Below are 15,485 nucleotides of genomic sequence, written 5' to 3'. Positions count from 1 at the left end.
ATGGAACGTGCTGCTGCCGGATGCAGTTTAACGTTTAGCGTCTGGTGTATTTTGTTTTGCCGCTGCCAGATGCTGTTTAAGTAAATCTTCTGGCGGCGGGGGTATTTGTAAATAATAGCCCTGCTCGGTCAGGGCCTGTTTTACTTTTTCAAGATCGGCATTAACTAATTTTTTTCGCCCATCAAGCGGTAACATCATTGCCAGCGTCGGCTGACCAAATCCTCTCATCAGTTCTTCAGGAACGCGCGAGAAATCGTCTTTTTTTTCGACATATAAATAGGTCTGGTCACGTTTGCTGCTTCGGTAGATCACACAAAACATATCTTTTACTCTGAATTCACGGAATGTTGGCTTGCCTCAATATAATACTGACTATAACATGCCTTATAGTCTTCGGAATATCACCCCGCGCTGGGGATGATAAATAGCAAATTGAGTAAGGCCAGGATGTCAAACACGCCAATCGAGCTTAAAGGCAGTAGCTTCACCTTATCAGTGGTTCATTTACATGAAGCAGAACCCGAGGTTATTCGTCAGGCGTTGGAAGACAAAATCGCGCAGGCACCGGCTTTTTTAAAACATGCTCCCGTGGTGGTTAACGTGAGTGGTCTTGAAAGCCCGGTAAACTGGTCAGCGCTGCAGAAAGTGGTCGCGTCTACCGGATTGCGCATTATTGGCGTTAGCGGATGCAAAGACGCCAGACTAAAGGCAGAAATCGACGAAATGGGTCTTCCTTTACTGACTGAAGGTAAAGAAAAAGCTATTCGTCCTGCGCCTGTTGAGGTCCCGGCTCCCGTCGCTCCGCCGCAAAACGTTACTCCCATCACAAAAACACGATTAATAAATGTGCCGGTTCGTTCCGGTCAGCGCATTTATGCTCCACAATGTGATCTGATTGTTACAAGCCACGTCAGTGCGGGCGCAGAGCTTATCGCTGATGGCAATATTCATGTTTATGGAATGATGAGAGGCCGTGCGCTGGCAGGTGCAAGCGGCGATCGTGAAGCGCAAATTTTTTGTACCCATCTGACGGCAGAACTGGTGTCTATCGCAGGTGTTTATTGGCTGAGTGATAAAATCCCAGCAGAATTTTATGGCAAAGCGGCCCGTCTGCAATTAGCAGAGAACGCTTTGACAGTTCAACCGTTGAATTGATCCCTTTTTAACAAGGAATTTCTATGGCACGCATTATTGTTGTTACTTCGGGTAAAGGGGGCGTTGGCAAAACCACCTCCAGCGCGGCCATCGCTACAGGTTTGGCCCAGAAGGGAAAGAAAACTGTCGTTATTGATTTTGATATCGGCCTGCGTAACCTCGATCTGATTATGGGTTGTGAACGCCGCGTCGTTTACGACTTCGTCAACGTTATTCAGGGCGATGCGTCGTTAAATCAGGCGTTAATCAAAGATAAGCGTACCGAAAATCTCTTTATTCTTCCGGCCTCACAGACTCGCGATAAAGACGCGCTGACGCGTGAAGGCGTCGCGAAAGTTCTGGACGACCTGAAAACGATGGAATTCGATTTCATCGTCTGCGACTCCCCAGCGGGTATTGAAACCGGCGCGCTGATGGCCCTGTATTTTGCCGATGAAGCGATTATCACCACTAACCCGGAAGTCTCCTCTGTACGTGACTCTGACCGTATTCTGGGTATTCTGGCGTCGAAATCTCGTCGTGCGGAAAACGGTGAGGATCCGATTAAAGAGCATTTGTTGCTGACGCGCTACAACCCTGGCCGCGTAAATAAAGGTGACATGCTGAGCATGGAAGACGTACTGGAAATTCTGCGAATCAAGCTGGTTGGCGTGATTCCTGAAGATCAGTCAGTCCTGCGCGCGTCTAACCAGGGTGAGCCGGTTATTCTCGACATCAATGCTGATGCCGGTAAAGCCTATGCTGATACCGTAGACCGTCTGTTGGGAGAAGAACGTCCTTTCCGCTTCATTGAAGAAGAGAAGAAAGGTTTCCTCAAACGCCTGTTCGGAGGATAAGTTATGGCATTACTGGATTTTTTTCTCTCGCGGAAAAAGAGCACAGCGAACATCGCTAAAGAGCGCCTGCAGATTATTGTTGCGGAACGTCGTCGTAGTGACGCCGAGCCACATTATTTACCGCAACTGAGGAAAGATATTCTCGAGGTTATCTGCAAGTATGTACAAATTGATCCCGAAATGGTCACCGTACAGCTTGAACAAAAAGACGGCGATATATCTATCCTCGAACTTAACGTGACATTACCTGAAGCTGAAGAGTCTAAATAACGGCTTTGCTCAGTGAGTTATAGTTGCAAAAAAGGCAGATTATTCTGCCTTTTTTATTTTCAGTTTCTTGCCAAGCTGTTGCGGATTTATTCCAAAGTAAACTTTGGATAGTTTTCGGCAAAATAGCGGCGCAAATACTCAACCGTAATACGGATTTTTGCCGACGTCGCCAGCCGAGAAACATAAACCGCCCATATATTTGCTGGTTGATAATACTCGGGTAATACGTGTACCAGATGTCCACCAGCAATGTTGTCGCAAACGTCCCACCACGAACGCAGGGCAATTCCCTGCCCATCAAGACACCACTGATGTACCACTTCGCCATGATTAGACGACAGAGGCCCCGTAACTTTAATTGAGTGAGCGCCCTCTTTATTACGCATTTGCCAGATGCCAAACGGATGGTCGCGCTCTTTGATAACCAGACAAGGAAAAGTGGAGAGATCGTTGAGTTGCTTCGGCGTCCCGTGCTGCGCCACAAATTCCGGCGAGGCGCACAGAATACGGTAGTTAGTCGCCAGCTTGCGGGCAATCAGGTTCGGCGCGATATCATCCCCGATACGAATATCAAGATCGACGCCCTCATTCACCATATCCACCAGGCGGTCTTCAACATCGAACCTCAGTTCTAACTGCGGGTACGCTTTTGCCAGCGCAGACAGCGCCGGAGCCACCACCCGACGGCCAAAACCAAAGCTACTAATAATGCGTAGCATCCCCTGCGGGATCTGCCTGGCATCCGACAACTCGTCCATCATCTGATCGACATCCTGCAGGATCCGCTGCGCCCATTCGTAGATCCGCTCCCCCTCTTCCGTGATGGTTACACGCCGCGTTGTCCGGTGCAGCAGCACCACGTTCAGCGTCTGCTCCAGCAGGGCTACTCGCTTACTGATAAAAGCCGGTGATACACCCAGTTCCTCGGCAACGGCGGCAAATCCTGCCCGACGGGCAACCAGCATAAAGACGCGTAAATCATTTAGCAGCGGCAGATTATTCATGATCTGTGTTTTATGTTTCACCAGTTAGGGGGATTAACTCTTAATCAGTCAATTATAGGATAAAGGGAAAGTCAATTTTGATGGCGTACAAGTGAGAGCTGCTATGAAGAAAACCTGTCGTATTGCCGCTATCCCCGGAGATGGCATTGGTAAAGAAGTGCTGCCTGAAGGCATTCATGTGTTACAGGCAGCCGCCGAGCGTTGGGGGTTGTCGCTCAGCTTTGAGCAAATGGAATGGGCGAGCTGCGAGTACTACACCCATCACGGTAAAATGATGCCGGATGACTGGCATGAGCAGTTGCAATCCTTTGATGCTATCTATTTTGGCGCCGTTGGCTGGCCGGACACCGTACCGGACCACATCTCTTTATGGGGCTCGCTGCTTAAGTTTCGCCGCGAATTCGACCAGTACGTCAACCTGCGTCCGGTACGCCTGTTTCCGGGAGTCCCTTGCCCACTGGCGGGCAAGCAGCCAGGCGACATTGATTTCTACGTCGTACGCGAGAACACCGAGGGAGAATACTCTTCTCTCGGCGGACGCGTGAGTGAAGGAACGGAACACGAGGTGGTTATCCAGGAGTCGGTCTTCACCCGTCGCGGCGTAGATCGTATATTGCGTTACGCTTTCGAGCTGGCGCAAAACCGCCCGCGCAAAACCCTGACCTCGGCGACCAAATCCAATGGTTTGGCCATCAGCATGCCTTACTGGGACGAGCGTGTTGAAGCAATAGCGGCTAACTATCCTGAGATCCGTTGGGATAAACAGCATATCGATATATTATGCGCCCGCTTTGTGATGCAGCCGGAGCGCTTTGACGTTGTGGTTGCTTCCAACCTGTTCGGCGACATCCTCTCCGATCTGGGTCCGGCCTGTACCGGGACGATTGGCATCGCACCTTCTGCCAACTTAAACCCGGAACGCACCTTCCCGTCCCTGTTCGAGCCGGTGCATGGTTCGGCCCCCGATATTTACGGAAAAAACATCGCCAACCCGATTGCCACTATCTGGGCTGGCGCCATGATGCTGGACTTCCTTGGCAAGGGTGATGCCAACTATAAGGCTGCCCACGACGGTATTCTGGCGGCAATTGAGCACGTTATTGCCAGTGGCCCGAAAACGCCGGATATGAAAGGCAGCGCCACCACGCAACAGGTGGGAGAAGCCATCTGTCAGGCACTACGTTAGAGGTCAAACCACGAAATATGAGCCGCGTCACTGACGCGGCTTTTTTATGCGTTTTGTGGAGCCAATAACCTGCGCCAATTCACCTTTTATTATTTCCGTTCCGTGTTTTATTGCTTCACGCATCGGGCAATTGTTTAATTCATGTAAAGAACAAATAATAAAATTGTTAAATATAAAGTAACTCATTCTACCCCTACAGCATGATAACAACGACAGGCTAATGCCATACGCGGGCAACTGTGCCCAGGAGATCCCATGTTGAGCAACGTCAAGAAAAAAGACATGCCGCTGATAGCCATCAGCCTGGTGGCTATTCTTTTCATCGCCGCCACACTTAGTCTCTTCCCTCAGCAGTCTGCACAAGTCGCAAATACCCTTTTTAACGGCGTTACCCGGATGCTGGGTTCCGCCGTGCAGATCCTCGTTCTGATGGCTATGGGTCTGGTCGTCTGGCTGGCTACCAGCAAATACGGCAACATCCGTCTGGGAGAAGGTAAAGCGGAATACAGCACGCTCTCCTGGCTGTTTATGTTTATATGCGCCGGATTAGGCTCTTCCACGCTCTACTGGGGCGTTGCTGAGTGGGCCTATTATTACCAGACCCCAGGTCTGAATATCGCGCCGCACTCGCAAAAAGCGCTGGAATACAGCCTGCCCTACTCCTTTTTCCATTGGGGGATCAGCGCATGGGCGACCTACACGTTGGCCTCATTAACCATGGCCTACCACTTCCATGTGCGTAAAAACAAAGGACTGAGCCTGTCCGGGATTATCGCCGCCATTACCGGCGTGCATCCGCAGGGTGTCTGGGGTCGCCTGGTTGACCTGATGTTCCTGATCGCGACAGTTGGCGCGTTAACTATCTCTCTGGTCGTCACCGCCGCCACCTTTACCCGCGGTTTGTCTGCCCTGACGGGGTTACCGGATAACTTCACGGTGCAGGCGTTTGTGATCCTGTTCTCTGGCGGCATTTTCTGCCTGAGCTCCTGGATTGGCATCAATAACGGTTTGCAACGTCTGAGCAAAATGGTCGGCTGGGGGGCATTTTTACTGCCGCTGCTGGTGCTGATCGTCGGCCCGACCGAATTCATCACCAATAACATCATTAACGCCATCGGCCTGACGACACAAAACTTTTTGCAAATGAGCCTCTTCACCGACCCGCTTGGCAACGGTGAGTTCACCCGTAACTGGACGGTGTTCTACTGGCTGTGGTGGATCTCCTACACGCCGGGCGTGGCAATGTTTGTCACTCGCGTATCCCGTGGTCGCAAAATCAAAGAGGTTATCTGGGCATTAATCCTCGGTAGCACTGTTGGTTGCTGGTTCTTCTTTGGCGTGATGGAAAGCTACTCCATTCACCAGTTTGTGAACGGCGTGATCGACGTACCGCAGGTTATGGCGACGCTGGGCGGTGAGACAGCCGTACAGCAAGTGTTGATGTCGTTGCCTGCCGGGAAACTGTTTCTGGTGGCGTATCTGGCGATCATGATTATATTCCTCGCCTCACACATGGATGCTGTGGCCTACACCATGGCGGCCACCAGCACACGCAACCTGCAGGAAGGGGAAGATCCGCAGCGCAGTCTTCGTCTGTTCTGGTGCGTGGTCATCACCCTGATCCCATTATCAATTTTGTTCACCGGCGCGTCCCTGGAAACCATGAAGACCACGGTGGTTCTGACCGCTCTTCCATTCCTCGCCATCCTGTTGGTGAAGGTTGGCGGTTTTCTGCGCTGGGTACGGCAGGACTATGCCCACGTTCCTGCGCATCAAATTGAAAGTCATATTCCCGAAGCGCCAGTTGACGTCCCGGTCGCGCCACCGGCCGGGACACTACTCAAAGGCGACAATTAAGCGCCAGTACAAAAATCCTCTTACTCACAAATTAAAGGTATTCCAATGAGCAATCTGAGCCCTGAGTTTATTCTGCCGCAAAATTTCTGTGCCAACCCGCAGGATGCCTGGACTATCCCGGCCCGGTTTTATACCGACCATCAGGCTTTCGAACACGAACAAGAAAAGGTGTTCGCTAAAAGCTGGATTTGCGTCGCCCACAGTAGCGAACTGGCGAAACCCAATGATTATGTTACCCGAGAAGTGATTGGCGAGAATATCGTGCTGGTACGTGGGCGCGATAACGTGCTGCGGGCCTTCTACAACGTCTGCCCGCATCGCGGTCATCAGCTGTTGAGCGGCGAGGGGAAAGCGAAAAATGTGATTACCTGCCCTTACCACGCATGGGCGTTCAAACTTGACGGCAATCTGGCGCATGCGCGTAACTGCGAAAACGTCGCCAACTTCGACAGCGAAAAAGCGCACCTTACACCGGTACGCCTGGAAGAATATGCCGGATTCGTGTTTATAAACATGGATCCGAATGCGGGCAGCGTGGAAGAACAACTCCCTGGTCTTGCGGACAAAGTTATCGAAGCCTGCCCAGACGTGCATGACCTGAAACTTGCTGCCCGCTTTACGACTCGTACCCCAGCCAACTGGAAGAATATTGTCGATAACTATCTGGAGTGCTACCACTGTGGTCCGGCCCATCCAGGTTTTTCCGACTCGGTCCAGGTTGACCGTTACTGGCATACCATGCACGGCAACTGGACGCTGCAATACGGTTTCGCCAAACCTTCAGAGCAGTCATTTAAGTTCGAAGAAGGGGTTGATGCCGCCTTCCACGGTTTCTGGCTGTGGCCGTGCACCATGCTCAACGTGACGCCAATCAAAGGCATGATGACCGTTATCTACGAATTCCCGGTAGATGCGGAAACCACGCTGCAAAACTATGACATCTACTTCACCAACGAAGAGCTGACCGAAGAGCAGAAACAACTGATCGAATGGTATCGCAACGTCTTTCGTCCTGAAGATTTACGTCTGGTTGAAAGCGTACAAAAAGGGCTGAAATCGCGCGGGTATCGCGGCCAGGGACGCATTATGGCGGACACCAGCGGCAGCGGCATCTCCGAGCATGGCATTGCCCATTTCCATAATCTGGTCGCCCAGGTTTTTCAGGAATAACCCGGGGCTTTTACGACAGGTTCCGGCGCGTCGCTGAGCCGCGTCGGACAGATTTTTTAGGGAGGCCGCAATGTCTGATTATCAAATGCAAGAAGTCCGGGTCAGCCGGATTGAGACGATTACCGCGCAGGTAAAATGCTTCACCTTAACGGCGACCTCAGGCCAGCCGTTGCCCGCGTTTCAGGGTGGCAGCCATATTATCGTGCAGATGCGCGATGGCGAGAACCTGTACAGCAATGCGTACTCGCTGATGAGTTCACCACGCGATACGCGCGCCTATAAAATTGCCGTACGCCTGGAGGAAGCGTCCAAAGGCGGCTCACGATACCTGCATCAAAACGTGAAGCCCGGCGACACGCTCACGATCTCCACACCAAATAATCTCTTCGCCCTCGCCCCTCAGGCACAAAAACATCTGTTGATTGCCGGAGGTATCGGCATCACACCGTTTTTATCGCAACTCCCGGAGCTGGAACAATCTCAGACGCAATGGCAACTGCACTATTGCTCTCCCAGCCAGGAGACCTGCGCGTTTCATGACGAACTCATGCAACACCCCAGCGCCGATCGCATTCATCTGCACCTGTCGAACGCAGGCACCCGCCTCGATTTAGCCCGTCTGCTGGCAGATGTTGAACCCGGCACGCATATCTACACCTGTGGCCCTGCGGTGCTCAACGATGCTGTCAGAGAAGCGGCTTCCCGCCTTGGGCTGGACAGCAATACGCTACATTTCGAACAATTTGCCGTGGAAGAGAAAGGCGGCGACGCCTTCACCCTGGTGCTGGCGCGTTCCGGGCGCGAGTTTGTGGTCCCGGAAGAGATGACCATTTTGCAGGTTATCGAAAATAACAAAGCCGCCCGGGTTGAGTGCCTGTGCCGGGAAGGTGTTTGCGGCACCTGCGAAACGACGATTCTCGAAGGGGAAGCGGATCACCGCGATCAGTATTTCAGCGACGACGAAAAAGCCAGCCAGCAAAGCATGCTCATCTGCTGCTCGCGCGCCAAAGGTAAGCGCCTGGTGCTCGATCTGTAGCGTTGCGCAGGCCGGGTCAGCAAACGCGCGACCCGGCGAGCCTGGTGACTTACTGCGGGTATTCCTGCAGCAGCGCGTTGAGGCGATCGGACATCAATTCGCCACGCCAGCCGGAAACCAGCTCAGGCAGGGATTGCTGCGGCTTTAATTTCCAGTGCCAGTTGAGCAACTGGTTGATCTGGCGACGCGAAGCAAGCAGTTCGACGCTGAGATTATGTCCCGCACTCACCTCGGCAACCAGCGCTTTGATGGCTTTGAACGCCTTGCGATACCCTGGCATATCCATCAAATTCAGCAGCGGCTGCGGTAGCGACTCTTCCGGTAAAGCCTGTGCCTTTTCCACCAGGGCGATCAGCGTTTTACCGTGGAAACGAATTTCACTCCCGGAAAGACCCAGGCTATCCAGTTCACCCAGGCTGCCCGGCATATAACGCGCCACCGCCCACAGGTGCTCTTCACGCACCACGAAGTTTACCGCCAGATCGCGCTCGCGTGCTTTACGCAGTCGCCAGTCGGCAAGCAGTTGCAGGCAGGCTAGCTGACGGGTGCGCAGTTGCCATGCGTTGGTGATGTCACGCCAGGCGTCTTCCGGCGCCAGAATCTCCTGGCGACGCTGCTGCATTAAGCGGCATTCGTCCAGCGCGGCTGGCAGCCAGCCGCTGGCTTCGGTTTCAGCCATCAGTTTTGTGGTGATCGGTAACAGATACCAGACGTCAGCCGCCGCGTATTCGCACTGACGCTCGGTCAGCGGTCTGGCCAGCCAGTCGGTACGCGATTCGCTTTTGTCGAGCGCCACACCCGTAAACTCTTCCACCATCGAGGCGAAGCCCCACGACAGCGGACGACCGCAAAACGCGGCCAGGATTTGTGTGTCAATTAACGGCTGCGGAAGTTCGCCAAAAGCGTTGAGAAACACTTCCAGGTCTTCACTTCCCGCATGCAGGAATTTGGTGATGGCGGTATCACGCAGAATATCGCGCAGGGGCGACCAGTCGGTGATCCCTAGCGGATCAATCAGAGCAACGTGTTTGCCATCAAACAGTTGGATCAGCCCCAACTGCGGATAATAGGTACGTGTGCGAACAAATTCGGTATCCAGGGCTATCGCCGGAAATTCACGGACGGCTTCGCACAGCGTGGCTAACGCGTCGTCCGTGGTGATCATTTGATAATTCAAATCGTGCTCTCTTAGGTTTGCGCCAAAAAAAACGCCGGTTTACCCGGCGTTTTCTGCTGGCTGACTTAACGCTCAGCCTTTATTGTCCACTTTGGCGCGCGCTTCGTCACGTAATTCTCGTCGCAAAATTTTACCGACGTTAGATTTCGGCAACTCGTCGCGAAACTCCACCAGCTTCGGTACTTTATAGCCCGTCAGGTGACGACGGCAGAAAGTGATAAGCGCCTCATCAGTTAACGAGGCATCTTTCTTCACCACGAAAATTTTCACCGCTTCACCGCTGCTGCCCGACGGAACGCCGACCGCAGCCACTTCCTGTACGCCAGGATGTTGCATAACCACGTCTTCAATTTCATTTGGATAGACGTTAAAGCCGGACACCAGGATCATATCTTTCTTACGATCGACAATACGTAGGAAGCCTTCATTATCCATCACCGCAATATCGCCGGTGTGCAGCCAGCCGTCTTTGACGATTTCGTCGGTGGCGTCTGGTCGCTGCCAGTAGCCCAGCATCACTTGCGGACCTTTCACGCACAGTTCGCCCGGTTCTCCCGGCGGCACTTCGTTATCGTCGTCATCCACCAGTTTGACCTCGGTGGAAGGAACCGGTAACCCGATACTGCCGCTGTGGTAGTCGATATCATGAGGGTTGACGCTCACCAGAGGGGCACACTCCGTCAGGCCATAGCCTTCCAGCAGATACTGACCGGTCAGCTTCACCCAACGTTCAGCTACCGCCTGTTGAACCGGCATCCCGCCGCCTGCCGAAAGGTGCAGTGACGAGAAGTCCAGTTGTTGGAACTCTTTGTTATTCAGCAGCGCGTTAAACAGCGTGTTGACGCCGGTCATAGCGGTGAACGGATACTTCGCCAGCTCTTTTACCAGTCCCGGAATATCACGAGGGTTGGTAATCAGCAGGTTTTGACCGCCCAGCTCAATAAACAGCAGACAGTTCATCGTCAGCGCAAAAATGTGATACAGCGGTAGGGCCGTCACCACCAGTTCTTTACCCGGATGCAGCAACGGGCCATAAGTGGCATTAACCTGCTCAAGGTTAGCCAGCATGTTACGGTGCGTAAGCATCGCGCCCTTCGCCACACCGGTAGTCCCCCCGGTATATTGCAGGAACGCCAGATCTTCCGACACTACTTCGGGTTTCACATACTGCATGCGATAACCGTTTTGCAGCGCACTACGAAATGAGATGGCATCCGGCAGGTGATATTTCGGCACCAGACGCTTGATATACTTGACGACAAAGTTAACCAACGTCCCTTTGGCGGTCGACAGCTGATCCCCCATACGCGTCAGGATCACGTGTTGCACCGACGTTTTGTCGACGACTTTTTCCAGCGTGTGGGCAAAGTTAGACACGATGACAATCGCCGACGCGCCGCTGTCGTTGAGCTGATGTTCCAGCTCGCGGGGCGTGTACAGCGGGTTCACGTTCACGACGATCATGCCGGCACGTAAAATCCCAAACAGTGCGACCGGATATTGCAGCAGGTTCGGCATCATCAATGCGACGCGATCGCCCTTCTTCAGCCCGAGTCCCTGTTGCAAATAGGCCGCAAATGCCCGGCTACGCTCTTCAAGCTTGCGGAAGGTCATCACCTCCCCCATGTTTACAAACGCGGGCTGATCGGCATACCGTCTTACTGAGTGTTCAAAGAGTTCCACCAGGGATTGATAACGGTCAGGATTGATCTCCGCAGGAACACCAGCGGGATAACGGTTAAGCCAAACCTTTTTCAATACATCACCTCTAAAATGCGTATTCGTCGTCATCACAACCCCAGGCAATAAACAAACTGTTAACATAATATTAACTCAGCGTACCAGTTTGTTTATTACACAACGACAAGGTTGCGAAGCACGTCACTATTTATTTTTCTTATATCCACGTTAATGCAGAAACAGCGGACGAGCCGCTGTTTCTTTTACTCATAAAACAAAGAGTTACTCAGTTACTATGGTCTGAACCTGTGCCGGGCCGGGATTGTACCATCCCCATCCCCCGTAGCCACCGTAAGGCCAGCCACGCGCACCGTAGAACCAGGGGTCGATCGGCTGCGGCGGCATAACAATTTGCTGAGTAATATGCCAGCGTTTATAGCCAGTTACCTGCATCAGCATGAATTTATACGGCGTATTACCGATTTTTCCATCCACAGTACCGCTAATCGGACCGATGACGGTAACCAGTTGACCGCGGAAGTCCACCGGGTCGAGGAAGCCATTTACATCAGCATAAATTCGCCCGCGGGAGGCTTCGCCCAGCACCGGTCGCGCCCCGCTATCAAGAGGAACAGTGGCAATTTCCAGACGGGATTTCCCCTGCTGGTTCTGAATATCCACCACTTTACCGCCGAAACGCGCTTCCTGTCCGACATACAGCTGTGGCGCATTCATCACCCGCACCAAATCCTGCTGCGGCGTAGGGCTCGAACCTTTAATCGCGTCCGGGATGGTGACACAACCGCTAAGCATTAACGCGAATGCGCCCGCCAACACACCTTTCAATAACTGCTTTTGCACCGCCATATTGCGACTCCCTTTTCTTAGCTTCTGCCCCGACCAATTCACCATGCTGCGCACTGACGGCTATGCGAATTAACCAGGGATGTACTACTAAGATTCATTCTTTACCGGGAAGTTTCTTCCATGCCACGGTGTTACGTAAATAAACCGGTTCCGCATGTTCAACCGCCACGGTCTTACCGGCAGCCAGCATTTGCGTGGCAACAGGCAGCATATCTTCAGCCGCCGGAAGCAAAACGTCGCCATCGCTCAGCGTCAGACCGCTGTCTTTACCGAGCTCAGGCCAGGCAGGCCAGCCCGTTCCGACCGTTACCCACTCGCCAGACAGTTGCAGTAAACGCGCATGCACCTGCTCGGGGGTTAGCACCGCTTCGGTTTCTTCACCGTGCCAGTTGCCGTGCTCATCACGCAGGTATTCGGCCCAATAGACTTCGCCCATTCGCGCGTCGATCGCGGCCAGTACGCGGGACGCGCCCGACTTACGCCAGGCTCCCTGCGCCATTGTTGCCAGGGTGGAGACGCCGATCATCGGTAAATTCGCGCCTAACGCCAGCCCCTGAGCAATGCCAATCCCAATACGTACACCGGTGAAACTGCCAGGACCGCGACCAAACGCCAGAGCGTCGATATCGGTTAACGTGAGACCGCCAGCAGCCAGGATTTCCTCGACCATTGGTAAAATTCGTTGGGTGTGTTCTCGTGGGCAAAGCTCGAAATGAGCCTTGGTAGTACCGTCATTCCACAGGGCAACAGAGCACGCCTCTGTGGCGGTATCGATAGCCAGAATTCGCATGGGTGTTTGTGATCAGGTCAATAAATTTGGCGCGCATCTTACCACACTCCGTAACAAATTACTCAGTCGTTGGTATGGCAAGAAAACGAACAGCGCGAGCAATATCACGCGTCCGCGGCGCAGGCGGAAGGCTTGCCAGGAAAGTGGCACCGTAAGGTCGCATCACCAGACGGTTGTCGCAAATCACCAGCACCCCGCGGTCGTCGGCGTCACGAATCAGACGCCCCACGCCCTGTTTCAGGGTGATTACCGCATCCGGCAACTGAACGTCTTCAAACGGATCGCCGCCGCGCAAACGGCAGTCCTCCATCCGCGCTTTTAACAGCGGATCGTCCGGCGAGGTGAACGGCAGTTTATCAATAATCACCAGCGACAACGTATCGCCACGCACGTCCACCCCTTCCCAGAAGCTGCTGGTGGCAACCAGTAACGCATTACCTGCGCTGACAAACTGCTGTAACAGTTGCCCTTTACTGGTTTCGCCCTGCAGCAGCACGGGAAGGGTCATGGTGGCGCGGAATTGTTCCGCCAGATCGCGCATCATCGCGTGCGAGGTACACAGCATAAAGCAGCGACCGTTGTTCGCTTCGATAATGGGACGCAGCATGGATGCCAACTGACGCGCCGCTCCCGGTTGGTTGGTTTGCGGGAGATTACGCGGCACGCACAGCAGCGCCTGGCGGGTGTAATCAAATGGACTTGGCAGCAGCATCGACTCGGCATCTTCAATACCCAGCCGCGCGGTGAAATGATGAAGATCATCGTTTACCGACAGCGTCGCGGAGGTAAAAATCCAGCAGCCCGGCTTCTGTTCCATCACTTCTTTGAATTTATCCGCCACCGTGAGCGGCGTCAGCGCAAGGGTGAAATGGCGCGAGGTGCATTCATACCAGTAGCTGAAACCTGGCTGGTTGATCTCTTTCAGGCGCTTCAGACGAGTACGGTAAAGCGTGGCACGTTCAAACGCGGCATCCAGCAAGGCGGAACGTCCGAGAGACAGTTTCGCCACGTCGTAACACAGCTCCAGCGTGTCATCGAGCAACAAAAACGCGCGCTGCACGCGCGGGTCGGCCAGCAGTTCCCGCAAGTTTCCTCGATAGCCCGGCTCGCCCAGCTGCAGGCGGAAGTCCTGCGCGCTTTGCGCCAGCCGGTCGGCGCATTTTTGAAGCTGTTGAGTGTCTTTCAGCTCGGTGCGATAGGCAATGGTGATGTCTTTCGCCAGATCCAGCAGTTGGCGACTGGAGAGCGATTGACCAAAATACTGGCTGGCGATATCCGGTAACTGATGCGCTTCATCGAAGATCATCACTTCAGCTTCCGGGATCAGCTCGCCAAACCCACTCTCTTTCACCACCATATCAGCGAGAAACAGATGGTGGTTTACCACGACGACATCCGCATCCATCGCCTTCTTGCGCGCTTTAACGACAAAGCACTCTTTGTACAGCGGGCAGTCGCTCCCAAGGCAATTATCGTTTGTGCTCGTCACCAGCGGCCAGGCCTGAGAGTCTTCCGCCACGCTGACGCAGGTGCTGATGTCACCATCAAGGGTTTGATTTGACCAGGAGCGTAGCAGAATGACGTCACTTAAAGTTTGTACCGGCAGGTCACCGCCCGCCAGCGCCTGTTGTTCGAGACGCTCAAGACACAGATAGTTTGAACGCCCTTTCAGCAGCGCCAGTTTACCCGTGAATTCCAGAGCCTTCGCTACTGTGGGTAAATCGCGGCTGTATAGCTGATCCTGCAACGCCTTCGAGCCCGTGGAGACAATTACTTTCTTTCCGGCACGCAGCGCGGGAGCAAGATAAGCGTAGGTTTTACCCGTTCCTGTTCCGGCTTCGACAACAAGCGGCTGTGATTTTTCGATAGCATGACTGACGGCGAAGGCCATCTGCCGCTGTGGTTCACGCGGTTTAAAACCGGGTATCGCTTTAGCCAACTGACCGTCTGCTGCAAAATCGTCCGTCACACTGCCCCCTGTTCATTTGAACAGGGATTATGTCAGGCCAGCGGCTCTTTCGCCAGTTGAAGAGGTGACGTGGACACAACATTATGGCAGTCTTGGCGCAACCCGAAGCCATTATGAAAAAACGTAAATGAGGAATGATTTATGACGATTGTGCGCATTGATGCCGAAGCGCGTTGGTCCGACGTGGTTATCCACAACAACACGTTGTATTACACCGGCGTACCGGAAAATCTGGATGCCGACGCCTTTGAGCAAACGGCAAATACGCTGGCGCAAATTGATGCGGTGCTGGAAAAACAGGGCAGCAGCAAGTCACGTATTCTTGATGCCACCCTGTTCCTGGCGGACAAAAATGATTTTGCCGCCATGAACAAAGCCTGGGACGCATGGGTTGTTGCTGGTCACGCGCCGGTACGTTGTACCGTTCAGGCCGGGTTAATGAACCCGAAATACAAAGTTGAAATTAAGATTATCGCTGCGGTATAAGC

At 53.4% G+C, this 15,485-nt stretch carries 15 protein-coding genes; 8 read left to right on the top strand and 7 right to left on the bottom strand.

Going from position 1 to position 15,485, the window contains the following annotated elements; translation table 11 throughout:
* Positions 1 to 27: 27 nt before the first annotated feature.
* On the bottom strand, positions 28 to 321 hold the full coding sequence (locus HV350_RS11160; protein WP_016153375.1) for a YcgL domain-containing protein: 294 nt from the start codon (positions 319 to 321) through the stop codon (positions 28 to 30).
* Positions 322 to 447: 126 nt separating this feature from the next.
* On the opposite strand from HV350_RS11160, the gene minC reads away from it, so the two are divergent.
* The 3 genes from minC to minE are packed head-to-tail and all read left to right on the top strand — an operon-like array spanning position 448 to position 2,261.
* Complete coding sequence (gene minC / locus HV350_RS11155; RefSeq protein ID WP_016153376.1) at positions 448 to 1,155, top strand: septum site-determining protein MinC; 708 nt, start codon at positions 448 to 450, stop codon at positions 1,153 to 1,155.
* Between the two features lie 23 nt (positions 1,156 to 1,178).
* Positions 1,179 to 1,991, top strand: coding sequence for a septum site-determining protein MinD (minD, locus tag HV350_RS11150; protein WP_003020956.1), 813 nt, complete (start codon positions 1,179 to 1,181; stop codon positions 1,989 to 1,991).
* A gap of 3 nt (positions 1,992 to 1,994) precedes the next feature.
* A complete protein-coding gene (gene minE / locus HV350_RS11145) occupies positions 1,995 to 2,261 on the top strand; it encodes a cell division topological specificity factor MinE (RefSeq protein ID WP_001185666.1) in 267 nt (88 codons plus the stop codon).
* 86 nt (positions 2,262 to 2,347) lie between these two features.
* Here minE and HV350_RS11140 read toward each other — a convergent pair whose 3' ends face one another.
* Positions 2,348 to 3,265: a LysR family transcriptional regulator gene (locus HV350_RS11140; RefSeq protein ID WP_016153377.1), complete on the bottom strand. Its 918-nt coding sequence runs from the start codon at positions 3,263 to 3,265 to the stop codon at positions 2,348 to 2,350.
* Between the two features lie 103 nt (positions 3,266 to 3,368).
* Between HV350_RS11140 and HV350_RS11135 the strand changes: the two genes are divergently transcribed.
* The 4 genes from HV350_RS11135 (at position 3,369) to HV350_RS11120 (ending at position 8,514) form a co-directional block, all read left to right on the top strand.
* Complete coding sequence (locus tag HV350_RS11135) at positions 3,369 to 4,451, top strand: tartrate dehydrogenase (RefSeq protein ID WP_181630489.1); 1,083 nt, start codon at positions 3,369 to 3,371, stop codon at positions 4,449 to 4,451.
* Between the two features lie 255 nt (positions 4,452 to 4,706).
* A complete protein-coding gene (locus HV350_RS11130) occupies positions 4,707 to 6,308 on the top strand; it encodes a BCCT family transporter (RefSeq protein ID WP_016153380.1) in 1,602 nt (533 codons plus the stop codon).
* A gap of 45 nt (positions 6,309 to 6,353) precedes the next feature.
* A complete protein-coding gene (gene yeaW / locus HV350_RS11125; protein WP_003833746.1) occupies positions 6,354 to 7,478 on the top strand; it encodes a carnitine monooxygenase, oxygenase subunit YeaW in 1,125 nt (374 codons plus the stop codon).
* A gap of 70 nt (positions 7,479 to 7,548) precedes the next feature.
* Complete coding sequence (locus HV350_RS11120; RefSeq protein WP_075848666.1) at positions 7,549 to 8,514, top strand: PDR/VanB family oxidoreductase; 966 nt, start codon at positions 7,549 to 7,551, stop codon at positions 8,512 to 8,514.
* A gap of 49 nt (positions 8,515 to 8,563) precedes the next feature.
* Here HV350_RS11120 and rnd read toward each other — a convergent pair whose 3' ends face one another.
* The 5 genes from rnd to HV350_RS11095 all read right to left on the bottom strand — a co-directional run bounded on the left by rnd (position 8,564) and on the right by HV350_RS11095 (position 14,997).
* On the bottom strand, positions 8,564 to 9,679 hold the full coding sequence (rnd, locus tag HV350_RS11115) for a ribonuclease D (RefSeq protein WP_181630652.1): 1,116 nt from the start codon (positions 9,677 to 9,679) through the stop codon (positions 8,564 to 8,566).
* A gap of 84 nt (positions 9,680 to 9,763) precedes the next feature.
* Positions 9,764 to 11,449 carry a long-chain-fatty-acid--CoA ligase FadD gene (gene fadD, locus HV350_RS11110; protein WP_131346197.1) on the bottom strand — a complete coding sequence of 562 codons (1,686 nt, stop codon included), beginning with the start codon at positions 11,447 to 11,449 and terminating at the stop codon, positions 9,764 to 9,766.
* Positions 11,450 to 11,653: 204 nt separating this feature from the next.
* Positions 11,654 to 12,238 carry a Slp family lipoprotein gene (locus HV350_RS11105; RefSeq protein WP_181630487.1) on the bottom strand — a complete coding sequence of 195 codons (585 nt, stop codon included), beginning with the start codon at positions 12,236 to 12,238 and terminating at the stop codon, positions 11,654 to 11,656.
* Between the two features lie 94 nt (positions 12,239 to 12,332).
* On the bottom strand, positions 12,333 to 13,028 hold the full coding sequence (gene tsaB / locus HV350_RS11100; RefSeq protein ID WP_181630485.1) for a tRNA (adenosine(37)-N6)-threonylcarbamoyltransferase complex dimerization subunit type 1 TsaB: 696 nt from the start codon (positions 13,026 to 13,028) through the stop codon (positions 12,333 to 12,335).
* 58 nt (positions 13,029 to 13,086) lie between these two features.
* Positions 13,087 to 14,997, bottom strand: a complete 1,911-nt coding sequence (locus HV350_RS11095) for an ATP-dependent DNA helicase (RefSeq protein WP_016156792.1) — start codon at positions 14,995 to 14,997, stop codon at positions 13,087 to 13,089.
* A 141-nt stretch (positions 14,998 to 15,138) separates the two neighbouring features.
* On the opposite strand from HV350_RS11095, the gene HV350_RS11090 reads away from it, so the two are divergent.
* The gene (locus HV350_RS11090) at positions 15,139 to 15,483 is read left to right on the top strand and encodes a RidA family protein (RefSeq protein ID WP_016153387.1); all 345 of its coding nucleotides are present in this window, start codon (positions 15,139 to 15,141) and stop codon (positions 15,481 to 15,483) included.
* Positions 15,484 to 15,485 lie beyond the last annotated feature (2 nt).

It is taken from the genome of Citrobacter sp. RHBSTW-01013 (assembly GCF_013781985.1).
GTDB classification, from domain to species: domain Bacteria; phylum Pseudomonadota; class Gammaproteobacteria; order Enterobacterales; family Enterobacteriaceae; genus Citrobacter; species Citrobacter braakii.
The sequence above is the reverse complement of the archived record's forward strand: the minus strand, read 5'-3'. Positions and strand labels throughout refer to the sequence as shown.